We start from the raw sequence: 23545 nt of genomic DNA, 5'->3' as shown, positions 1-23545 counted from the left end.
CGATACATCGCTGCTTCGTCCTTACTTCGCAACTGTAATGGAATATTCCATATCGCCAGCCATAGATGCTGGCGTACTGCCTGCAGCGACATAATCGTGCTGATACAGCACCTCATAAGGGCCATAGTCCAGCTGCTTATAGAATTCAAAGCAGGGAAAGCCGTCATGCCTTCCTTCCAAGGTAACCAATCCGCTGCGGTGCACCTTCACGTCGACCGCATAGTCTACGGCTGGCGCTTCTTTACGCAGGGGGTTGCTTGCGCTTGCCTGCATGCGAAAGCATACCTCATCCTCCAGCCACTGTTCATTCACTACTTGCACCTGATGGGAGCCGGCTTTTCCTTGTTCATACTGGATGCTCCCATCCAAAGCTAGTGTTTTCATCACGGTTACGCCTGTATCCGCATAGGTAACCATGCGCTGCTTCTCAAAGTCCACAGTGACCTCCTGCTCAACGCGGGAGCGGCCTGTACGCGCAGCATGAGGCTCAAAGCCCCTGCCATCGCCTTGAAATGAAATCTTCAGCTGCTGCTTTGGATCTATGACAGGGTCCAGCCAGAGCACATGTCCAATGAATACGCTGGCTCTAATTTTCACAAGCTTTGTCATACTCCCAACTCCTTTTATTAGAAATAGAAATAAATTAGAAATGGCTTGCTTAACATGAAAAGGATCGAACAGACAATGAATATGTTCATAATATCATATCATTGAAGCTGTAACGTACACTGGATAGATGGGTAAGATTAACGTTTGCTAGATAAGATGCTAATCGCGGATTAGGTTCATAGAGGAGGTTCAACTCATGATTAGAGAGAAAGAGGCAAGGGATACACCCATCATTATGGATATATGGCTTCGAGCGAATATTCAAGCGCATCCGTTTTTAACAGAATCGTATTGGCAGGATAATCAAAGCATCGTCGAACAGCATTATTTGCCGATTGCAGATACCTTGGTAGCGGAGATAGAAGGCAGGATTGCGGGCTTTATCAGTATCATTGAGAATAGCTTTATCGGAGCGTTATTTATTGATCCTAAGGAGCAGGGAAAGGGACTCGGAGCGTCGCTTATACAAGCTGCGAAGGAGCGGTATTCCTGTCTAGAGCTAGGGGTGTATGCGGAAAATGAACGAGCGGTAAGCTTCTACGCCAGATGCGGCTTCGCTATTAAGAGCAAGCAGCCCAATGAGGATTCCGGGCATATGGAATATACGATGATTTGGTCGCCTGATTCAGAAGGGTAACTTTTGGCCATGAAGAATATTCGGCCCTGCTTAAAGCCATTGGGAGCCAGGGCGTCCGTCCACTTTGCTCAAAGGCAATGGAAGAAACGCGGCTTCTCCGTCCGTGCTGCAGCAGGAGCCGAATGGTAATGCTATGATTTGTTAACGAAATTCACAATGACCTTGCTTAATAATTGTTCACCCGCAAATGGAGCTAGCTTCATGATGAGATCGGGGCTGATCGTGCCTTGCTGCGCGTGTGCCAGCAGGAGCCCAATGTGCTCTTCCTCTAGAAATGGAGCTAGGCTTACGATGTGGTGCCCTTCCACCTTGCCATCTATGACCTGCTGCACCAGCCAGCCTAATGTTGCCTCCTCAAGGTGAGGGGCTAGCGAAACAACCACATTCCAATTCATCGTATCATCAAGCACAACCTGACGCACCAACTGATCAAGCTGTCTTTCTTCTAGAAATGGAGCAAGACTTGTAAGCTGGTTGGCGCGCAATTGATTAGACTTGCATTGCTCTATGAGCCAATCAAAGGTTTCTTCCTCTGCAAACGGAGCAAGCGAAACAACTAAGTTCCAGTTCAGGTCTTGGCTAACGACATGGCGGATCATTTCATCGATCTGCTCATCCTCCAAAAAAGGAGCGAGAGCGATAAGGTGCTTCGCCTGCAGCTCATCTTGGATGTGATGATCGACCAGCTGCTGAAGAGCGTCGCTGCTGAGAAATGGCGCCAAGGCGGCAATGTTGTTCCATGGCACCTGTTCTTGCCCTTCGTTAAGCATGAAGGATACAAGCTGATCAAGATCTTGTTCCCTTAGAAAGGGAGCGAGTCCGATGATTTGCTCGAAGCTGAAGCGAGAGGCATCTAAGCCTTTCACAACCTGATGAAGGGAACTGCTCTTGAGCATCGGAGCGACTTCAAGCAGGTCCTCAGGTTCCACTTCGCCCGCATTCATCATTTGTGAAATCTGCTCAGGCTTATTATTCGCGAGCTCCTTGACAATGGTGCCTGCTTGCCTAGGCTTGGCAGTCTGCTGCTCTTGTCCTGCGTGAAGCAGATTGTCGATTGTAACCTCGAAGCGTTCAGCAAGCTTCGGGAATGTGCCGATATCTGGCAAAGATTCTCCACGCTCCCATTTGGATACCGCTTGATGGCTGACATTGCAATGCTCTGCAAGTTCTAGCTGCGTCATATCCTGCGCTTTGCGCAGCTTCGAAATGTATGCTCCAATCTTTTGAATGTCCATGAGGTGTTCCTCCTATATAAGTAAGGTTGCGGGCCCGATATCAGAAGCATAGCACAGGACCCGGGGGATGACGATCAAGCGTTGGTTGAATGGCTGCCGCCTTACACGTATGGGCATTCAACCGTTTGTTGAACAAGCTGCTAAACGATGGCTAACGGCTATTTGCTGGAATGGCTTTATGTCTGCCAGTCAGCGTCAAGCGTCAGTTGTCGCCTTCGCGTGCTTATTGATATGGATAAAAGCATTGCTGGTAGCGGTACTCTTCCTTATTCCGAGAAGGAGTATCCTGTGCTGAGCTGGAGCTGTACATGAGCTGCCTTGCCGCTGGCTGTTCTTCCTTTAGCAGTCCCCATATCATTACAGCAATCTTCCCAAAACCCATCTCAATTTCCTCCTATATATGTGGCTTTACATACGAGCATGTGTTAAAGAGAGCAAGTATGCCCGAACATCACATGGTGCGGTGCTGCAGCCATTAGGAATGCTCGGCTCTTGCTTTATGAATCAGCTCTAAATACTGCGTATCTCCATATCCAATGGAAGGGAACCGCTCAAACAACTTGATTAATAGTTCTGAGGTTGGCAAATCTTTATGGCTCGAAATATACTTTACGACGGCATGACGTTCATGCAGCATGTCTAAATAGAGGTTTGCCGCTTGATACATGATGGGAAGCAGATCACTAGAAGGCTTTTGATGGCGAATCAATACCTCTTCGTATACAGCAGCATAGCGGCCTAGTGTGAGCTCCGTTTCGCTCACCTTAAATTCATCTTCTCTGAAGCTGAACATAAATACCCTGCCAGCATAGCCGGACTGCTCTAGATAGGCGAGCATCGTGAGCAGATTCATCTGACAAAACATATCTTCTCCAAACCACAGCACAATGCATTTGTATGGTTTGTGAAAAAGGGGATGCAGCGGATCAATCACTTTTGAGATGTAATTTTCAACCGAGTCATGATGCCCGGAGGCTCGTGCTGCAATAAATGCTTGGGAAAACACTTGCTTCGTCGTTGCGTGCACACACATCGCTTCGTTAAAGGGAGCGTAGTCGGCATTCCCCATGAGTTTGTTGTCTTTAAACTCCTCATACATAACCTGACCGTTTAATAGATGAAGCACGTCTTGATCAAAGCATTCGCTGTTCTTAAGCTGCAGCTGCTCAACTTCAATTTTTTTAGCAATATTCATTTCGCACCACCCTTTGTCTTTATTGACCGTGAGTTTAATAAAGGATTGAACAGGCATGGGTTTGCGTTGAAATTCACTCGGACTGATGCCGAAAATCAGCTTGAAAGCTCTGCTGTAGGCTTCTTGAGAGGAATAACGGAACTCCAAGGCAATGTCCAAGATCTTTTGACCATTGGCTAAATGTTCAGTAGATAAATAAAGCCTTCTAAGAAGAACGTAGCGCCTGATGCTTATGCCAGCTGCTTGGTGAAATTTGAAAGAGCAGTAATAAGGGGAATACCCCATGTAATTCGATAATGCGTCTAATGAAAAATCATGCTTTAAATGGCGTTCAATCCAATCAATCATCTGTTGGATATGTTCATTCATGTCCCTCACTCCTAGATCCAATGATAAGAGATTAATCGAGCTGTCTCTTGACATTTCTTGTGTTTCCATGACAGATTAGGGTTCGGAATAGTGCAAGCCCTAAAGGCAGAGTATTTGGAATGTTCCGCGATTATTGAACGGGCCCGATGGAAAAAAGCATAGCATAGGGGAGGATCGATAACGATCAAGCGTTAGTTGAATCCTGCCTATTTTGTGTGCAAACTTGCTCAACTGCTCATTGAACATTCAATTTTTTGTTAAAGACCTAAAAGTTGGTGTGATAACTAGGTGATTGGGTAAATATGTCTATGGTATAGTTACTTGTAAGGGATCTTGCAATTCGTGAGATGAACCCCGTAGAGAGGAGCCGCATGTTTATGAAGAAGCTGTTGTTTGTTTACGCCCATCCTGATGATGAGACATTCGGCAATGGAGGGACGATTGCCAAGTACCACAAGCTTGGTGTGGAGGTTTCCCTCATTAGTGCAACTTCGGGATGCAAGGGCAAGTCCGGAGAATATACGTTCCAATCCAAAGAACAATTAGCAGCTCATCGCGAAGGGGAGCTGCGCAAAGCTTGCGATATATTAGGAGTCAGCAATCTTATCTTATATCGTTATCTTGACGGTGGGCTTAAGGATGTGGACCCCAATGAGCTGTCCGAACGTGTGTATCAGAGCATCGTGGACATCAAGCCTGACGTCATTGTTACGTTCCCGCCTGACGGCATTACGGCTCATCCTGACCATATTGCAATCTCACTGGCAACCGACAAAGCTGTCCTAAGGGCGGAGCAGGAGTATTCGGCGGGAGAAGAGCCCACGTATTACTATGCGGCCATTCCTAAGGCCGTGAGACAGGCAATGGGACTTGCCGAGGGACTAGCGCCTACGGGACGAATCGACATGACGGAGTACCGCCATCTGAAGGCAGAGGCGCTGCGCCAGCATCGCACACAGGTGTATTCGGTAGATCGCGGATATCCTGGCGTTATGCAGGGGGATGATTCCTCTATTGGATCGGAGGAATACTATACGCTTGTCCGCAAGAAAGGACAGCCGGTAGACGTAACGGGCGAGGAAGTCGCGGTTTTGCCATATCTAGAACTTTTTAATGGACAATAATGTAAATTTATTGAAATCATACTGCAGCTGTCATGCGGGCCGCTTCTTGTAAGTGAAAGAAGTGGAGCAGCTTGATGGCTGCTTTTTTGTATGCTTATTTTTCTCGCCTATAAAGAGGATGGACAGAGATCTAAGAGGCAGAGGCTTGGCATGGGATTGGTAATATAGGGAATACTGAACGTTACGAAGTCCATAAATTTCTTGAGAAGGGATAATTGAGGAGGAGTCCAAGGAGTTTGTCTATAACATCTTACATATGACCTTAGCGGCTTTATATCAGTAGTTACATAACGAAAGAAAAATGTTTCGAAATTGTAAAATTGATGTGATCAATGTAAATGGACGGATGCGATTCGGTCGTTTATATTAGAAGCTGGACATTTTCATGCTATAACAAGTGAAAGCTTAAGGGGAGGAATTACGGCTTGGATTGGCAGGATATTTTGTTTAAATTTGTTGGAGGACTTGGTATTTTCTTATTTGGCATCAAGTATATGTCAGATGGTCTTCAGAAGACGGCCGGCGACAAGATGCGGAACTTGTTAGCAACGTACACCTCCAACCCGATCAAAGGAATCATCGTAGGTATTGTCGTTACCATTTTGATTCAGACCTCAACAGGAACAACGGTCATGGCCATAGGCTTGGTTAATGCAGGCTTAATGACCCTAAGACAGGTTATCGGTGTTATACTCGGGGCCAATATTGGAACGACGATGACCGCATTTATTGTCGGAATCAAGATTGAGAAGTATTCCTTGCCGATTATCGCAGTAGGTGCAATTTGTTTGTTTTTCATTAGCAAGAAAAAAGTGCAGTATATCGGTCAGATTATTTTTGGCTTTGGTATGCTGTTCCTCGGACTGTCCACGATGGGCGGCGGCTTGAAGCCGCTTCAGGGGCTGCCGGTCTTCACAGACTTTATCATACAAGTCTCTGAAGTGCCTGTGCTTGGCGTGCTCGTGGGAACAGTGTTCACGATGATCGTACAGAGCTCTAGTGCAACGATTGGAATATTGCAGACGATTGCAGATGAGGGCATGATTACGCTTCAAGGTGCGCTGCCGGTCCTGTTCGGCGACAACATCGGGACTACGATTACGGCTGTGCTAGCTGCAATCGGTGCATCCGTAGCAGCAAAGCGTGCGGCGCTCGTTCATGTTATCTTCAACGTGGCAGGTACAATATTGTTCACACTCGCACTGCCAATTGTGCATCGTGCTGTGCTGTGGATCGGTGAAGATGTGAACATCCGAATGCAGATTGCCTATGCGCACGGAATGTTCAATGTCACGAACACATTGATCTTTATTCCGTTGATTCCTGTTTTGGCTTGGATCGCGAGCAAGGTGATCCGGGGCAAGATGACGGAGATTGAATTCAAGCCGAAGTTTCTGGATGCGCGTCTTCTTGCGACACCAGCTGTTGCGCTTGGACAAGCTCAGAATGAGATCATTCGCATGGGGACGTATGCCCGCGAAATTCTAAATGATGCATCCGATTACTTCTTCAATAAGGATGACAAGGTCGCGAACCTTGCGCTTCAGAAGGAGCAGCTTGTGAATGAGCTGGAACGCAAAATTACGGAATATATGGTGAAGATCTCGCAAAGCGGACTGCCAGAGGGAGAGTCTACAAAGGCTTCCACGCTCATGCATACAATCAATGATATTGAGCGGATTGGCGATCATGCGGAGAATATCGTCGAGCTTTCCGAGCTTCGGATCTCAAATAAGGTAGAGTTCTCAGCAGAAGCCGAGAATGAGCTGCGCGAGATGCTGAAGCTTGCTGATCATACGGTTGAGAGAGCAATCTATGCGTTAGAGCATTCCGATAAGGAAGCAGCCGCAGATGTGCTCGTATGCGAATCGGAGCTTGACCGCATGGAGGAGAGCTTCCGCAAAAGTCATATCGCACGCTTGAATCAAGGTCAATGCTCAGGCACGTCGGGGGCAATCTATCTTGACATTTTGAGCAACCTAGAGCGGGTAGGGGATCATTCGAAGAATATTGCTCAATTCATACTGCAAGAAGACCAGCATTAACATAGAAGACAAGCCGCCTGATGCTTAGGGCGGCTTGTACTGCGTATATGCCATGCATCGCTGACAAGAGAAAAGGGACTTGTTATGCCGGATCCAGTTCTTTATTTTGGAACATGGTGCTAAAGCACTTTTTGAAATGTCATGAAAAATTTTCTTTTTTAAATCCAAAAAATGACGATTTTCAGCTACACTATGAAAAAGCTCATAGAGATTTCAAAATGAACATTTACTTTACTAACTTTTTGTAATAATCTTAAAATATCGTTTTAGCCCTCCCACTGTATTTGCATCATATGCAATTCCGGGGCACAGACATAAGAGACAAATATGCCTGAATCCTTGAATATCCAGCATGCTGGGCATACAGGGGGTTATGTTTACATGCATGGGGGCTATTCCGAGTGATCGGGATGGCTTTTTGTTTACCGACTAAGAATCATTCATTGCTTCTCGCGTGTGGAAAGGATGATAGCATTCTTATTGGCGATATAAAAACCGAGGTCGCTCATCGATGAAACCATACGGCAGGATGAGATACTCATCGAGATAACGGATAGGAGGAAGAGAGAGATGGAAGCAGCAAGCATTGTATTGTTTGGAGCGACAGGAGACTTAGCGATGAGAAAGCTGTATCCTGCGTTATTTAACTTATATATGGACGGGAAGATCCCGTCTACCTTCTCCGTTATTGGACTAGGAAGAAGAGAATGGACAGATGAATACTTCCAAAGTCATATCGCGAAAGCACTTAATGCCTTTTCTAGACGCAAGCCTGATGAGACGCTGGTACGCGAGTTCGTACAAGCCTTCCGCTACTGTGCGCTCGATGTGAATAACAGCGAGGATTACACGCGACTGAAGGAGCTTGTCGTTCAGCGTGAACAGCAACTGGGCCTTGCAGGCAATCGCTTGTTCTATTTGTCCGTTGGACCGGAGTTCTTTGCAACCATTGCAGAGCAGTTGATTCAGAGCGGTCTGGGAGAGACAGCGGGATGGAAGCGTCTTGTGATCGAGAAGCCATTTGGGCGAGATCTGGCCTCTGCCCGCGAGTTGAATGAGAAGCTGAGCCACTTCTTCAGCGAGGAAGAAGTATACCGTATTGATCACTATCTTGGCAAGCCGATGGTTCAGAACCTTGAGGTGCTGGAATATTCGAACCCTGTCATTCATGCCTTGTGGTCCAATCGCTATATTGCGAATGTACAGATCACGGCTGCGGAGACGGTTGGCGTAGAAGAGCGTGCTGGCTACTACGACAAGACAGGCGCCATCCGAGATATGTTCCAGAATCATATGCTGCAGCTGTTGATGATGACGACTATGCATCTGCCTAATCCTAGCACGCCAGAAGAAGTGCGCCGCAAGAAGAAGAGCGTGCTGGAGTCGCTGCGTCCGCTTCAACCAGAAGATATTGCCGCACACGTAATCCGCGGCCAATATCAAGAGGGTGTTATTGCAGGACAAGCCGTACAAGGTTATCTGGATGAGCCGGGCATCGAGCCGTACTCTCAAAATGATACCTTTATCGCAGCGAAGCTGTGGATAGATAATCATTTCTGGAAAGGTATTCCGATCTATATTCGCACCGGCAAGCGCATGCAAGAGAAATCCACGCGCATCGTCGTGCAGTTCAAGGATCCGATGGAGTCCTATAATGATCCACGACATACAACAGCAGAGCCGAATCTGCTGGTCATCGAGATCAATCCGAATGAAGGCATCTCCTTGCAGCTTAATACGAAGGATGCGGATCATCCAGGGCAATTCGTGCCTGTGCGTGCGAATTCCATGACGCATGCAGCAGACATGCCAGAAGCCTATGAGAATCTGATCTTCGATGCGCTGCGCGGCGATGCGACGTTCTTTGCCCATTGGGATGAGGTAGAGCTGTCTTGGGCATGGGTGCAGCCAATCCTTGAGGCGTTTGAGGCCAATGCGCTTCCGCTCTACACCTACAAGTCAGGTTCCAATGGTCCTGAAGCCGCACATGAGCTCTTGGGCAGCGATAAATGGTGGCTTGACAAGGAACCGGAAGTTGAAGCTGCGGGTGAGAAGCTGCAGGAGAAGCTGGTTCAAATTTAATCATGTTTTACGGGGTATACTTTTAATTAAATACATCATTACATCACTAAATCACATAACGGCTCGGTGTCTCTTCTATCCCTTGTGCCTACGCGCAAGATTCGGATGAATGCAGGCATCGGGCCGATATCGATATTGAGATATAGAACATCCATCACTTACAACTTAGAGAAGCTAGCGGAGGGAATACACAACATGAAGGTCGGACTTATTGGATTAGGCAAAATGGGATTGAATCTGGGTCAGAATCTACTTGAGCATCAGCACGAGGTGATCGCCTTTGATCTGAATGCCGAGGCAGTAGAGGAGATGAAAGGCTGCGGCGCAGCTGCGGCAAGCAGTCTGCAAGAGCTGGTCGCACAGCTTCCTTCGCCGAAGCTCGTGTGGCTGATGATTCCCCATATGGTCGTCGACAACGTCATGGAGGAACTTATTCCGCTGCTGTCATCTGGCGATATTGTCATAGAAGCAGGCAATTCTCATTATAAGGAATCGATTGCACGTTACAACCGACTGAAGGAGCATGGCATTCACTTTATGGATGTGGGAACCTCTGGAGGGATGGCAGGAGCTCGTCATGGAGCATGCTATATGATCGGCGGGGACCCAGAGGCATGGGAGCATGTGGAGCCTTTATTCCGCGACACTTCCGTCGAGAATGGCTATTTGTACGCAGGGCGTGCAGGCAGCGGCCATTTTCTCAAGATGGTTCACAATGGGATTGAATACGGCATGATGGCTGCAATTGGAGAAGGATTCGAAGTGCTCGACAAGAGCGACTTTGACTTCGACTATGAGCAGGTGGCAAGAGTATGGAATAATGGTTCTGTCATTCGCTCATGGCTGATGGAGCTGACGGAGAATGCCTTTTCGAAGGATGCGAGGCTCGATGAGATCAAAGGCGTGATGCATTCCTCCGGTGAAGGGAAATGGACAGTGGAGACAGCACTTGATCTTCAAGCAGCCACGCCGATTATGGCGCTGTCGCTTATGATGCGCTATCGCTCATTAGAAGCGGATACGTTCACAGGCAAGGTTGTTGCTGCGCTTCGCAATGAATTCGGCGGCCACGCTGTGGAGAAGAACTAAGGACTAAGGACGATTTTCAAAAGTATTATCAGCTGAAGATTTATGCATATCGTTATATCTTATAAGAAAAAGACAGCTCTAGAGAATGAAGGAATTCATGCTCTAGAGCTTCTTTTTTACCCCAATACGGTTATTGCTTCGAATATTTCCTCATACGATTCTCCCACAAGCATGCGCAAGGCTATCTCGTCTCGTTAAGCTGAACAACTTACTCAAGCAGCAGGGATTATTGGATAATGAAATGGTTCTTTTATGTACGTTTTAATAGGACTGAATTTTGCATATTCCCCAATCGGTATGTTTTTTCTTCCACGATGATTCGAGCAGGTAACCCGCCTGCTTCTTATTCATTGAATCAGCGTACATGTCCAGCATTTGCTGAATAAACAGGTGTTGATTCTCCTCTAAAAGGAGGTTTTATACTTGAAATCAGGTGGCAATCGGAAGAGAAAACCAAGGAGGATTGATTATGAGATGGATTGAATTCGGACTTGTCTTATTTCATGTATGGCTGATGGGGTGGTTAACCCTGGGGCGTCCCAAATCACAGCGAGGGTGGCTAATAGGCGGTGGCATTGGTGCTGTATTGCTGGTCGTTCATGCATTCGTAGAAGGAATGCGTTGGCCGATGATTCCGGTGTATCTGATCACACTATGGGCGATTGCGGGAGGAGCAAGACTTTTCTTCCACTCTGCAGAAAGGCCATCAAACAAGCGGCTGAGGCGATGGAATATAGTACTACTTGGGGGAGTTGCGGCAGTTTATGCAGCCGTGGCCATTGCTCTGCCGCTCTTGTTCCCTGTATTTTCTTTTGCGGAACCCACAGGTCCCCACGCAATAGGGACAGTGACCTACCATTGGATCGATTCTGCACGAGAAGAAAAGTTTACTGAAGTGTCCGGTGATTCCCGCGAATTAATGGTTCAAATCTGGTATCCGGCAAGTTCGGAAGCTACAGGGAAACCGGAGCCATATTTATCTGATCCTGTTCCGTATGTAGAAGGACTGCATGAATTATTGCAGCTACCGGAGTTTTTATTCTCAGGGTTGAAACTGGTCAACACCCATGCTATTACGAATGCCGAGCTAGCGGATACGGAATCTAAATATCCTGTGCTTTTGTTCTCGCATGGATTTATGGGCTATAAAAATCAGAACATGTTTCAAATCGAGCAATTGGCAAGCCACGGCTACATTGTCGTAGGGATTGAACATGCCTATAGCAGCGTGGCTTCCGTATTTCCGGACCAGCATGTGGTGAAGTTTGATTCGGAAGGTAAGACGGGTTATGAACAAATGAAGTATTCTTTTATGGACGAGCGCAATCGAGTCTGGGTGGAAGATGCGAAGTTTGTGCTTGACCAAATTGAGGCCTTGTCTGCGAATGATCCTGGTGGTTTGTTTACCGGTCGGCTCGATCTTGAACATGTGGGCATGTTCGGCCATTCTTTTGGGGGAGCCACGACGGTGCAAATGCTGCTGGACGATTCCAGAATACAAGCGGGTATTAATATGGATGGTGTGCTTTACGGCGAAAAGCGAATTCCTGCGGACGGCTTGAAGAAGCCTTTTCTGCTCATGAGTGCTGATGACACATTAAAGGGGGTGGACCACACTGGCGATGCAGAGATTGCCGCGCTCGGGACGAACAGGGAAGAGATTGCAGCCTACTATGATGAGCTGTTTGCCCGGTATGAGCCGGTAACCGCCGGAGGAAATTATTGGATGACATTTAAGAACAGCAAACATATGAGTTTCTCGGACCTGTATCTGCTCACCCCCTTGTTTAAATGGATGGAAGGAGGGGACGTGCGCAGAACGCATGAGCTGATTAATGAGTATACGCTTGATTTTTTTGACCATTACCTGAAAGGACAGCCCTTGCAATATTTGAACCGCAGCCTTGGAGACCATCCGGAGTATACCCTTCAACAAGGAGCGGAGTGAGAGCCCTCCTGCCTGAGTTTCCATTGCAATCCTTGCATCAGCAAGGCGTTGCCTCTAACAATGACGTCCCATTTGGGATTGAGGAGCAAGCACAGTTTATTGAAGCGTTCCAACCGTTCGGTAGGAGCATGAAGCATAAATTGATCATATTCGCGGAAAAAGGCGGCTTTATCTCGGAATTGCTCCGGACTCGCATACATCATCACAAAATCTTCAACAATGGTCTGTACAACAGCGCTGTCTGCTGATAATCTTTGTTGCAGGGCCGCTTCCACACGGAACCGAATGTTCTCCAGTGTTCTGATCCAAGACACAGCGGGAACGCGGGGGTGCATGGCCATATTGAAAAAGGGCAGTTCGTAATGGACAAGATCCTCTAGGTACTGCGGATCGTTCATAAGCGCTTGCAGTTCGTTCCAAGCTACGGATTGCCCAGCCGTCACTTTGACTTCATTGATAATATATTTATTGAACAAATATAAAAAGGTATCCTGCCATTCGGCCGGCAATTGACTGAGTACCTGTATTTCTTCTACTTTGCTGGATATAAACCGGTTTCGCTTATCGGCATTCATGGACAAAGAGTCGACCAACTCATTCAAGTAATGCAGAGAAGTGTCTGTTGAATCATGCTCTTTGGCTTGGCGCAGAATCGAAATCATATTGGTCAGAGTACTGACCTGGGTCTCTAGCGCTTCAATCTGCCAGTTGAGTGCTGTAGTGAACGGAATCTCTCCTTCCATTACTTGGCGGATCTCGTCAATGCCGAAGTCCAGATAGCGCAGCGTTGTGATCAGCCGCAGACGGGAAATATCTTCAGGCGTATATAAGCGGTGTCCGCCTTCGCTGTGGCATGATGGTTTTAATAGAGCGATGTCATCATAATAACGGACGGTTTTAACGGTTGTACCCAGCAGCTTAGCCACCTCGCCGATAGTTTTGGTATCTTTACGCAAGCGATCACCCCTTCGGTTGGAATCATACGATATTTGGAATTAATTGTACCGAAAGGAATAATGATTTTCAATTTGCTTGTTCTACCTGTTATTCATCCGTTGGATCAGGTTAATGATTAAGTCCCCGGCACCTGACGCATTAGGAAATTTTGCGTCAGCTGCTGGGGTCTCTTCGTATTATCAGGTTAGGCCAGTTATTACGGGTTGACTTTTTTGGCAGAGGCGATTTTTTGCATTACCCACTTGCTGGGAGCGGAAAATGGTGCAATACCTTTCCTCGTTCCTCATTTGGTGCTAATAAAACAGTTCCAATCCTAGGAGACGGAGCTATAAGGATTTTTTAGATATTCGCCCGCGAATGAAATTAAGCTGCGAAAGTTGAGTTAACATAAAAAACAATTAATTTTTTAGCTATGTTGGTGTATGATAGGATTTCTGAAATAATATGAAAAATGGTGAAAGTAAGGAGCTGCTACTCGTGGGAAAGTTATCAAAATCACGTGCGGTGCTGCTCATTGCCTTTCTTGTGACCGTGTGGGGCATCAACTGGCCGCTGTCCAAGATTGCGCTGGCGTATACACCGCCAATTCTGTTCTCTGGCATGCGGACGCTGCTTGGAGGACTCATGCTGCTTGCTGTCGCCATGCGTCATCGTGAACGACTTCAATTCAAGCGAGCGTGGAAGATTTATGCGATATCTGCGCTTGTTAATGTTGTGCTGTATTACGGTCTGCAAACGATCGGGCTCCATTATATGCCGGCTGGCCTGTTCTCGGCGATTGTCTTCTTGCAGCCTGTGCTTGTAGGCGTGCTGTCCTGGATGTTTCTTGGGGAGGCCATGTATGGGCTTAAGATGCTGGGACTACTGCTTGGCTTTGCAGGGGTTGGCCTGATCAGCAGCGGAGGCTTGTCTGGACATGTATCGGGTGTCGGCATTGTGCTTGCCTTGGCATCAGCGCTTAGCTGGGCGATAGGCACGATCTACGTCAAGAAGGTCAGCTCCATTGTCGATCCGATCTGGCTTGTTACGATTCAGTTGATTGAAGGCGGATTATTTATGACGCTGATCGGCATGGCAGTTGAGAATACGTCTGATATTCAGTGGACCTCTGCTTATGTGCTGTCTTTATTGTTCATAGCGCTATTTGTCATCGCAATCGGCTGGGTGGTGTTCTACTATCTGATTAATGCTGGCGAAGCAAGCAAGGTAGCCTCATACACCTTCTTGATTCCGCTTATTGCGATTCTGATCGGAACATTGTTCTTGAACGAGCCGTTTACACTTACATTGGTTGCGGGGCTTGCCTTGATTCTGTGCAGCATTATTCTTGTTAATCGCACGCCGCGCAGGCTCAGAAGAAAAATAGCAGAGCAATTGCAGTCATAGATATGCTCGCGATGCTGACTCCATGCAGTCGGTGAGATAGACATTATAATTAGGTATATATGGAAAAAAGAAGAAGTCTTGACCAACAGACTGCTTCTTTTTTTGTGCATGCATGCTATGCCCTTGCATCCGTGCGCTGCTGCCCTTCAATTGTCAGGACCAGATATCCCAAGACGCCTCGATTGAAGGAGTTTTTACGCAGCCGATGGTGCCGTTCATGTCTATTCTTTTTAGAGGAAGGTTAAAAAAATCATGCCGCGAGGCAAGGAATCGAATGCCGAATCTAGAAATGCATAATGTGGAATATGCAGGACATGCGTTAGGATAGACATTTTGTGAACAAGAGGGTGAGTTTTTGTCCAGAACGTTGAAATTTCGTGAGGATGGAACCTTTGTGATCGTCCAATTCTCAGATGTGGAATTGCTTGATGCGCATGATTATGATCCAGACACGCCTGCCTATGATGAGGCGACGATTGCCTTGATGGAGCGCATCATTGAAGCCGAACAGCCGGATCTCATCGTGTACGCCGGCGATGTCGTGGCTAGCAACCGGGCCAAAGACCCGATTGAATCTTTTGGCCGTGCGATTGGGCCCGCTGAGCGAGCCGGCATTCCTTGGGCAGCGGTATTCGGCAATCATGATTCAGAGGGCGAAGTGAACCGCTTGGCGATGCACGAGTTCCAGCTTCAGCAGCCGCACTGTGTTGCGAAGCCAGACCCAGAGGGAGTAGCGGGAGCAGGCAATTATGTGCTCACGATACAGGGCGAAGCAGAGCGCGATGAAGCGGCGCTGTACTTCCTAGACAGCGGCGACTACTCCAAGTTCGGCAAGCGGGTCGGCGGATATGATTGGATTCATCCAAGCCAGATACAGTGGTATCAGAATATGTCGAGGCAGCTTGCTGAAGCGAATGGCGATGAGCCGCTGCCTGCGCTTGCCTTCTTCCATATTCCACTGCCTGAGTACAATGAGCTGTGGAATGGACATGTATGCTATGGGCATCGCTATGATAAATGGTGCAGTTCTCCTGTAGTGAACAGCGGCATGTTCGCCGCAATGCTGAAAATGGGCGATGTGATGGGCACCTTCGTCGGCCATGATCATGGCAATGACTTTACAGGGACGCTTCATGGCATACGTCTGAGCTATGGAAGGTCAACTCGATATGTAAGCTTTGTCGATGGCGTCCGCCACGATCTAGTTCCGACAGGGGCTCGTGTCATTCGGTTGAAGCAAGGTGAAAGAACCTTTCATACGTGGATTCACGAAAATGACGGGAACCGGGTGTATGAACAGCCAGAGCATCAGCCAGAGGGCAAGAAAGTACAGGTGTAACTCGCTGCATAGTTGGTTATGGCTCACGGTTATAATGAAGCAAGATGCTCGCATTCGTGTTACCCCTAACACGTTTAATGCTAGTAAATCGATTTGTATCGTGTTCATCCAAACGAGATTAATTCAGCCATCGTAGACTTCATTCTCCTCTTCAATATGAGGGGAATGAAGTCTTTTTTTGCACGGTTCAAAGCCGTGCATTGCAGAGTGGGATCAGGATTCAGGTTTGAGGAAGGAAGACGGTTAGAATTAAGAAACTAACAGATTGACAAGTTGGAAGATGAAAAATGGAAGGCTTGAAGACTTCGCAGAACGCTTTTTCAAGGCAGGCTTATTGATTACAAGGGGAATTCCTGACTTGTTTTAAATATGACAACATTTGTCTTAATATAAGGGTACACTTTTATATAGAGAGGTATAATGCTGAGAATGGATAAATCGGAGAAAAGAGGTAGCCTATGTCGAAGTCCACAAGACTGATCGATATTTGGATGTATATCAATCGCAAGTCAGCCTTTACTGCACAGGAATTGGCCGATGAATTTGGAGTTTCGGTTCGTACGATTCAGCGGTACTTGAACGAGTTGAGCAGCATGGGGGTGCCTTTATATACCGAGCAGGGTCGATATGGAGGGTACCGGATGCTGAATAATCGGGCGCTCCCGCCTATCGTGTTTACGGAAGAAGAGGCCATATCCATCTTCTTTGCGCATCAGGCGCTGCACCGTTATGAGTCGCTCCCCTTTGATGCAGAGGCAAAGTCCGTCAGCGAGAAGCTGTACCAGCAGCTTAGCCAAGAGGCCAAGAAGAAAGTGGATCAATTGCGGCTTCATCTAGCCTTTTGGAGTCCGACACGTACGATAAGCTCCTCTTCGCTTGTGCCTCTGCTTGAAGCATCCATGAATCGTTCGATCGTAGCAATGAAGTACGAATCGAAGGATGCCTTGAAGGAGAAGCGAGTGACTCCGATTGGCGTCTATGCGCAAAATGGCTTTTGGTACTGCCCTGCTTATGATCATGACAAGCGTAAAATCTTGCTGTACCGCGTGGATCGTGCCCACTCCGCAGTCGTACTGGAACGTGATGATGAGCCGCGGATTAATCTGGCAGCTTGGCTCAAGCAGGAATATGAGGAGCAGAAGAACCATGCAAGGGTTGAGCTCTACATTCAACTAGATCGTGAGGGCGTGCGCCAATGCAAAGGCCATTTTAACCTCTCTTCTGCGCTTGTGGTTGACGAGAAAGGAGAAGGGACGGTGCGCATGCATATCAATAGGGAATACCTGCCAGATTATGCCTCGCTATTTTACACGTGGGGGGAGCATGTGCGAGTGGTCGCGCCGCAGGACATACAAGACATGCTGCTTGAGCGCGCTGAGAAGCAGCTGATAGCCTATCGAGCGATGTATCAGCATCATGGAGAGCACCAAGATTGAATGAAGAAAGGAAGCAATAGCGGTTGGTTGTGCGGCTTTCTCATCCATTTTTTTATCGGTGACAAATTCTGTCCTATATGCGCGTTACGATGGAAGAATCGCATATGAAATGGAGGCAAGATGCATGAACTCGACTATGAATCACCGCAAGGATGCGCTTCACATCACTGGTGCTAGTGAGAACAATTTGAAAAATATTAGTCTTAGCATTCCAAAAAACAAGCTGATCGTGTTTACCGGGGTCTCGGGATCAGGGAAGTCTTCTTTGGTGTTTGATACAATCGCCGTTGAATCGCAGCGGCAGTTGAATGAGACATTCTCATGGTTTGTGCGCAATCGGCTGCCGAAGCATGAGAAGCCGAATGTTGAGACGATCGATAATCTGTCAACGGCTATCATCATTGATCAGAAGCCAGTTGGCGGCAATGCACGATCGACCGTGGGTACGATGACGGATATTTATCCGCTTATGAGGCTGTTGTTCTCACGAATTGGCGAGCCAAGCGCAGGAGCATCGACGGCTTACTCGTTCAATGACCCGGCAGGCATGTGCAAAGCTTGCGATGGGCTAGGACATGCTTTGCAGGTTGATCTAGACCGATTGCTGGACAAGAGCAAATCACTTCAGGACGGGGCCATTCAATTTCCGATGTTCGCTCAAGGAACATGGCAGTGGCAAATCTATGCGCATTCCGGCTATTTTGATGTGGAGAAACCTCTGTCTGCCTACAATGAAGAGGAGTGGGAGAAGCTGCTGTATGGCAAGGGCAGCAAGGTGCCGATTAAGAGCAGCGGAGGTGTTGCCAAGGTCTCATACGAAGGCCTGCTCCTTCGCTTCAATCGGCTGTATCTAAAGCGTGATATCAGCTCTTTGGCACCTAAGAACAGGGAAGCCATCATGAAGGTTGTGTCTGAGGAGGTGTGTCCGGTCTGTCATGGTGCCAGATTGAATGCGACAGCGCTCCAATCCATCGTAAAGGGATACAACATTGCGCAGTGCTCCATGATGGAGATTGCGGATCTGGTGGAGGTGCTAAAGGACGTACACGACCCGATTGGAGGCCCGATCGTGAATAAGCTGCTGCCGCCGCTTGAGCGCATATGCAAGATGGGGCTTGGCTATCTGTCACTCCACCGGGAAACCTCATCCCTCTCAGGAGGCGAGGCGCAGCGGCTTAAGATGGTTCGCCACCTGTCAAGCAGCCTGACTGGCATGACTTACATCTTTGACGAGCCGAGCGTGGGGCTCCATCCTCATGATGTCGCACGACTGATCGCCCTTATGCAAGAGCTGCGGGATAAAGGCAACACCGTTCTTGTGGTGGAGCACGATCGGGATGTGATCGAGATCGCGGATCATGTGATTGATATGGGGCCGCTGGCGGGCCAGCGTGGAGGAGAGATTGTCTTTGAAGGAACAGTGGAAGGCCTTGTTAAAGCCCAGACGCTTACCGGCCGGCATCTTCGTGAGCGGGTTGCGATCAAGGAGGCAGTAAGAGACGCTCAAGGATGGATTGAGATTCAACATGCATCTAAGCACAATCTGAACGATGTTCAGGTCGATATTCCCATTGGCGTATTGACTGCGGTTACGGGAGTTGCTGGTTCTGGAAAGAGCACACTGGTCGGAGATGTGTTGGCTGCTCAGCATCCTGAAGTACTGATTATTGATCAAAGCGCAATTGGGACCTCTTCAAGATCCTGCCCTGCCACATACCTTGGTGTGATGGACGAGATACGCAAACGCTTTGCCGAAGCAAATGGTGTCGCTGCCAGCTTGTTCAGCTTCAATGCAAAAGGAGCATGTCCTGTCTGTGAAGGAAGAGGCGTGATGACTACCGATATGGCCTTCATGGACCCTGTGACCACAATCTGTGAGCATTGCGAAGGACGGCGATATAAGGAAGAGGTGCTTCAATATCGTTTGCGAGGGCAGACCATTGTGGATGTGCTTGCGATGACGGCGGAACAGGCGGCTGCTTTCTTTGATGAAGACAAGATTCATCAGAAGCTGAAGAACCTGATAGACGTTGGCTTAGGTTATATCAGTCTGGGCCAGACGGTCAGTTCCATGTCTGGAGGAGAACGGCAGCGCTTGAAGCTTGCGACAGAGCTGCATCTGACAGGCAGCATCTTTGTCATGGATGAGCCGACGACAGGTCTGCATATGGCTGATATTGAGTTTTTGATGAAGCTGTTGAACCGTATCGTGGATAATGGCAATACGCTCATCGTCATCGAGCATAATCTGGATGTGATTAAGCAGTGTGATTGGATCATGGATATGGGACCTGGAGGAGGCAAGCATGGCGGTCATATTATTTTTGAGGGTACGCCCAAGGAGCTGTTGATGCATCCCGTGTCGCTGACAGCGGCTTGTCTGCGCAAGGAACTCCGATAGCCATTATCAAAGACGAGATGCTCGGATTCTTGCACATTATACTTGGCCCGAGAGCTTCTAGTGAGCATCATGCGTTCTATTAAGTCTCTCGGGCCAATGTGAGCGTTATGATCGATCGAGTAATAATTGTTCGAGAAAACTACATTAATCCATATAACAATAGAAACGTTCCATACTAAAATGACCTTTCTCTGTCTATAGTTAAGGCATCAGCTCACATTGATGATGATAGGAGAGATGGACATGAGCAAGATTACATTTCTAGGAGCAGGAAGTACCGTGTTTGCTAAAAATGTCCTTGGTGATTGCATGCTGACGGACGCGCTGCAGGGCTTTGAGCTCGCGCTCTTTGATATTGACCATGAGCGCTTGGCGGATTCAGAGCGAATCCTAACCAATTTGAAGAAAACCTCAGGCAGCACTTGCGTGATCAAGTCTTATAAAGACCGCAAAGAAGCGCTTCGCGGTGCAAAATATGTCGTGAATGCCATTCAGGTTGGCGGCTACGATCCCTGCACCATTACAGACTTTGAGATTCCAAAAAAGGTTGGGCTGCGCCAGACCATTGCCGATACGGTTGGCATCGGCGGCATCTTCCGCAATCTCAGAACAATTCCGGTCATGCTGGACTTTGCCGAAGATATGCGAGAGGTGTGTCCGGATGCCTGGTTCTTGAATTATACGAATCCCATGGCTGTGCTGACGAATGTGATGAACACGTACGGTGGCATTCGAACCGTAGGGTTGTGCCACAGCGTGCAGGCCTGCATCCCCGACTTGTTCCACAATCTTGGAATGGATGCATCTGGCGTCCAAGCGAAGATCGCAGGCATCAACCATATGGCATGGCTGCTTGAAGCAACCAAGGATGGCGTGGATTTGTATCCCGAAATCAAGAAGCGGGCTAGAGAAAAGCAGCAGGAGAAGCACCATGACATGGTGCGCTTCGAGATGATGCTGAAGTTCGGCTATTATATTACCGAATCATCGGAGCATAATGCAGAGTATCATCCATACTTTATTAAGAAAACCTATCCGGAGCTCATTGAACACTACAATATTCCATTAGATGAATATCCAAGACGCTGCGTGAATCAGATCGCGAGCTGGGCGAAGATGAGAGAAGAGCTCCTTCAAGAACAGGATCTGAAGCATACCCGTTCACATGAATATGCCTCGTACATCTTTGAGGCGATGGAGACAAATAACCCGTTTAAGATTGGCGGCAATGTGATGAACACAGGCGGACTTATCTCTAATCTTCCACGAGAGGCTTGCGTTGAGGTTCCATGTCTCGTCGATCGCAGCGGTGTAACGCCCACGTATGTTGGCGATCTGCCACCGCAGTGTGCGGCCTTGAACCGTACGAACATTAATACGCAGCTGCTCACAATTGAAGCAGCGATGACGCGCAAGAAGGAGCATATCTACCACGCGGCAATGCTTGATCCGCATACCGCAGCAGAGCTGTCGCTCGATGACATTGTAGCCCTTTGCGACGATTTAATCGAAGCCCATGGAAGCTGGCTCCCGGAATATCGATAACGAGTCAGCAGGTAGATAGAATACAGCTAGCGAGATCCCAAGAGCCTGCGTTCCTGCATGCGAGACTGAGCCTAGAGCTAGAGCAAGAAATGACGCTGCTAGTAAGCATGATATTGTGATGGCTTAAGCTCTTCATGCATGCAGGACGCCTCTTTGAAGAGTGAACACAGCAGGATAAAAATAATATGCAGCTAGAATTGCAGCTGGAGGATTATATTATGAAGAAATTAGAACTTTCCATTCCTGCTCATGAGTACTGGTGGGGGGGCCGTGTGTCTGACGGTCAGCAGATGCCGTATCGGGCAGATGGATGGTTTCAGGTAGATCTTTCCCACAATCTTATGGACAATCAGGCTTGTCCGCTTCTTCTCTCCAGTCAAGGACGATATATATGGTCAGAAGGACCCTTTTCATTCAAAGTGGAGCAGCAGAGGCTAATTGTCGAAAGCAGCAGCGAGCTTATTCTTAGCGAGGGCCATGACCATCTAAGAGGAGCGTTCCGGCATGCTTCGGCCGCTTACTTTCCAGCAGATGGACAGCTTCCGGATGAACTGCTGTTTACCGCGCCGCAGTACAATTTGTGGATAGAGCTGATCTACCATCCGACGCAGGAGAAGGTGCTTGAATATGCAGAAGCGGTGCTTGCGCATGGCATGCCGCCTGGAGTCATTATGATAGATGACAACTGGCATGAACCATACGGTACGTGGGAATTCCATCCGGGCCGATTCCCTGATCCGAAGGCGATGGTGGCGCGCCTGCATGAGCTTGGCTTCAAGGTTATGCTGTGGGTATGTCCTTTCGTAAGCCCGGACAGCCAGACCTTTAGAGAGATTGAGCCGTTAGGCTACCTGCTTAAAGATGCAGCAGGGAATACCGCAATAAGGCGCTGGTGGAATGGCGTTAGCGCAATCCTTGATTGCACCAACGAGAAGGCTGTAGACTGGCTTCACGGTAGACTGCAGCATTTACAGCAGGCGTATGGCATCGATGGGTTTAAATTTGATGCAGGGGATCTCACTTATTACCGTGCAGATGATCAAGCGGCAATACCAATGGAGCCAAACGGGCACTGCGAAGCATGGGGCAGGGTAGGACTAGCCTATGAGCTGAATGAATATCGCGCCTGCTGGAAGCTTGCTGGCAAGCCGCTTGTACAGCGTCTGCGCGACAAAGGCCATTCATGGGAAGGCAATGGTCTCGCGGCATTAATACCGGATGCCCTTGCTGGCGGACTCTTGGGCTACGCTTTTATCTGTCCAGATATGATTGGAGGCGGCAGCTTCACCGACTTCTTGGGCGATGCTTCGGATATTGACCAAGAGCTGATTGTTCGCTCGGCTCAATGCTCCGCGCTGTTCCCCATGATGCAGTTCTCTGTAGCGCCTTGGCGAGTGCTTGATCGCGAGCATCTGCAGCACTGCTTGGATGCAGCCAAGCTGCATGAACGGATGGGCGCTGAAATTCTGGAGCTGGCCCTTCAGGCCGCGAAGGATGGAGAGCCGATTCTTCGGCATATGGCCTATGTGTTCCCGGATGAGCGCATGGAAGAGATTGATGACCAATTTATGCTTGGCGATCACCTGCTCGTCGCGCCAGTATTGAAGAAAGGACAGCGAGCAAGGAAGATCGTGTTTCCTGAGGGATTATGGGAGGATGAAGCAGGACATCAGATTGAAGGACCTGTGGAAAAGGAGATTGCTGCGCCGCTTCATGTCCTTCCGTGGTATCGCAGACAATCATAATGATCTTATGTTTATCCAGTCTTTCTAACCTCAAGAAACGATAGTTGCAGATTAAGGCCCCTTCTTCCGTGTGAAGAGGGGCTGTTTGTTTTTAATTCCTATATGCGAGTGATGTATAAAAGTTGTATAAATGTTGGAGTTGTAATGCATGCCTTTTATATATAAAAAACAAGTAAATCGTATATCACTTATGCTAGATGGGGGGTGAAATGATGTAATTCCATCTTCAAGTCTATAGCATTTATGAATGAGTGAGTATATATACCTATGAATCTATGGACTAATATTTAGGAGGAAAATGACCTGTTTTACAGTTATGTGAGTATAAGTATGGATTGCATCCCAGTTAATACAAATATATTACGGATACTAGGAGAAAAAATGACGATCGTCCTAAACTCAA

The 23545-nt window shown here is 48.0% G+C and carries 17 protein-coding genes; 12 read left to right on the top strand and 5 right to left on the bottom strand.

Going from position 1 to position 23545, the window contains the following annotated elements:
• Nucleotides 1-21 precede the first annotated feature (21 nt).
• A complete protein-coding gene (locus tag B9Y93_RS21565; protein WP_085498156.1) occupies nucleotides 22-609 on the bottom strand; it encodes a DUF3238 domain-containing protein in 588 nt (195 codons plus the stop codon).
• A 196-nt stretch (nucleotides 610-805) separates the two neighbouring features.
• Here B9Y93_RS21565 and B9Y93_RS21560 point away from each other — a divergent pair, with 196 nt between their 5' ends.
• Nucleotides 806-1246 (top strand): N-acetyltransferase, encoded by a 441-nt coding sequence (locus tag B9Y93_RS21560; RefSeq protein WP_085498154.1) that lies wholly within the window; start codon nucleotides 806-808, stop codon nucleotides 1244-1246.
• A gap of 131 nt (nucleotides 1247-1377) precedes the next feature.
• Here B9Y93_RS21560 and B9Y93_RS21555 read toward each other — a convergent pair whose 3' ends face one another.
• The 3 genes from B9Y93_RS21555 to B9Y93_RS21550 form a co-directional block, all read right to left on the bottom strand.
• A complete protein-coding gene (locus B9Y93_RS21555; RefSeq protein ID WP_085498152.1) occupies nucleotides 1378-2481 on the bottom strand; it encodes a helix-turn-helix domain-containing protein in 1104 nt (367 codons plus the stop codon).
• Nucleotides 2482-2704: 223 nt separating this feature from the next.
• The gene (locus tag B9Y93_RS24710) at nucleotides 2705-2863 is read right to left on the bottom strand and encodes a hypothetical protein (RefSeq protein ID WP_176229001.1); all 159 of its coding nucleotides are present in this window, start codon (nucleotides 2861-2863) and stop codon (nucleotides 2705-2707) included.
• Between the two features lie 93 nt (nucleotides 2864-2956).
• Entirely contained in the window at nucleotides 2957-4045 is a 1089-nt protein-coding gene (locus B9Y93_RS21550; RefSeq protein ID WP_085498150.1) for a helix-turn-helix domain-containing protein, read from the bottom strand.
• 377 nt (nucleotides 4046-4422) lie between these two features.
• Between B9Y93_RS21550 and B9Y93_RS21545 the strand changes: the two genes are divergently transcribed.
• From B9Y93_RS21545 to B9Y93_RS21520, 5 genes are all read left to right on the top strand, one after another.
• Nucleotides 4423-5169, top strand: coding sequence for a PIG-L deacetylase family protein (locus B9Y93_RS21545; protein WP_085498149.1), 747 nt, complete (start codon nucleotides 4423-4425; stop codon nucleotides 5167-5169).
• Between the two features lie 425 nt (nucleotides 5170-5594).
• A complete protein-coding gene (locus tag B9Y93_RS21540) occupies nucleotides 5595-7214 on the top strand; it encodes a Na/Pi cotransporter family protein (RefSeq protein WP_085498147.1) in 1620 nt (539 codons plus the stop codon).
• Nucleotides 7215-7784: 570 nt separating this feature from the next.
• Nucleotides 7785-9296: a glucose-6-phosphate dehydrogenase gene (gene zwf / locus B9Y93_RS21535; protein WP_085498145.1), complete on the top strand. Its 1512-nt coding sequence runs from the start codon at nucleotides 7785-7787 to the stop codon at nucleotides 9294-9296.
• A gap of 195 nt (nucleotides 9297-9491) precedes the next feature.
• Nucleotides 9492-10385, top strand: a complete 894-nt coding sequence (gene gnd, locus B9Y93_RS21530; protein WP_085498143.1) for a phosphogluconate dehydrogenase (NAD(+)-dependent, decarboxylating) — start codon at nucleotides 9492-9494, stop codon at nucleotides 10383-10385.
• A 469-nt stretch (nucleotides 10386-10854) separates the two neighbouring features.
• Nucleotides 10855-12333 (top strand): alpha/beta hydrolase family protein, encoded by a 1479-nt coding sequence (locus B9Y93_RS21520; protein WP_085498141.1) that lies wholly within the window; start codon nucleotides 10855-10857, stop codon nucleotides 12331-12333.
• On the opposite strand, the gene B9Y93_RS21515 is transcribed toward B9Y93_RS21520, so the two are convergent.
• On the bottom strand, nucleotides 12315-13289 hold the full coding sequence (locus tag B9Y93_RS21515; protein ID WP_244903530.1) for a MerR family transcriptional regulator: 975 nt from the start codon (nucleotides 13287-13289) through the stop codon (nucleotides 12315-12317). The genes B9Y93_RS21520 and B9Y93_RS21515 overlap by 19 nt on opposite strands.
• Before the next feature lie 478 nt (nucleotides 13290-13767).
• Here B9Y93_RS21515 and B9Y93_RS21510 point away from each other — a divergent pair, with 478 nt between their 5' ends.
• The 6 genes from B9Y93_RS21510 to B9Y93_RS21485 all read left to right on the top strand — a co-directional run bounded on the left by B9Y93_RS21510 (nucleotide 13768) and on the right by B9Y93_RS21485 (nucleotide 23142).
• Nucleotides 13768-14676: a DMT family transporter gene (locus tag B9Y93_RS21510; RefSeq protein WP_085498138.1), complete on the top strand. Its 909-nt coding sequence runs from the start codon at nucleotides 13768-13770 to the stop codon at nucleotides 14674-14676.
• Nucleotides 14677-15031: 355 nt separating this feature from the next.
• The gene (locus B9Y93_RS21505) at nucleotides 15032-16015 is read left to right on the top strand and encodes a metallophosphoesterase family protein (protein WP_085498136.1); all 984 of its coding nucleotides are present in this window, start codon (nucleotides 15032-15034) and stop codon (nucleotides 16013-16015) included.
• A 458-nt stretch (nucleotides 16016-16473) separates the two neighbouring features.
• On the top strand, nucleotides 16474-17451 hold the full coding sequence (locus B9Y93_RS21500) for a helix-turn-helix transcriptional regulator (protein ID WP_085498134.1): 978 nt from the start codon (nucleotides 16474-16476) through the stop codon (nucleotides 17449-17451).
• Nucleotides 17452-17575: 124 nt separating this feature from the next.
• A complete protein-coding gene (locus tag B9Y93_RS21495) occupies nucleotides 17576-19852 on the top strand; it encodes an ATP-binding cassette domain-containing protein (RefSeq protein WP_244903529.1) in 2277 nt (758 codons plus the stop codon).
• Between the two features lie 243 nt (nucleotides 19853-20095).
• Nucleotides 20096-21397: an alpha-glucosidase/alpha-galactosidase gene (gene melA / locus B9Y93_RS21490; RefSeq protein WP_085498132.1), complete on the top strand. Its 1302-nt coding sequence runs from the start codon at nucleotides 20096-20098 to the stop codon at nucleotides 21395-21397.
• Nucleotides 21398-21615: 218 nt separating this feature from the next.
• Nucleotides 21616-23142, top strand: a complete 1527-nt coding sequence (locus tag B9Y93_RS21485) for a glycoside hydrolase family 31 protein (protein WP_085498356.1) — start codon at nucleotides 21616-21618, stop codon at nucleotides 23140-23142.
• Nucleotides 23143-23545: the final 403 nt, after the last annotated feature.

The organism is Paenibacillus aquistagni (assembly GCF_900177815.1).
Lineage (GTDB): Bacteria > Bacillota > Bacilli > Paenibacillales > Paenibacillaceae > Paenibacillus_B > Paenibacillus_B aquistagni.
Note: the sequence above shows the minus strand (reverse complement) of the source record. Positions and strands in the feature narration are given on the sequence as shown.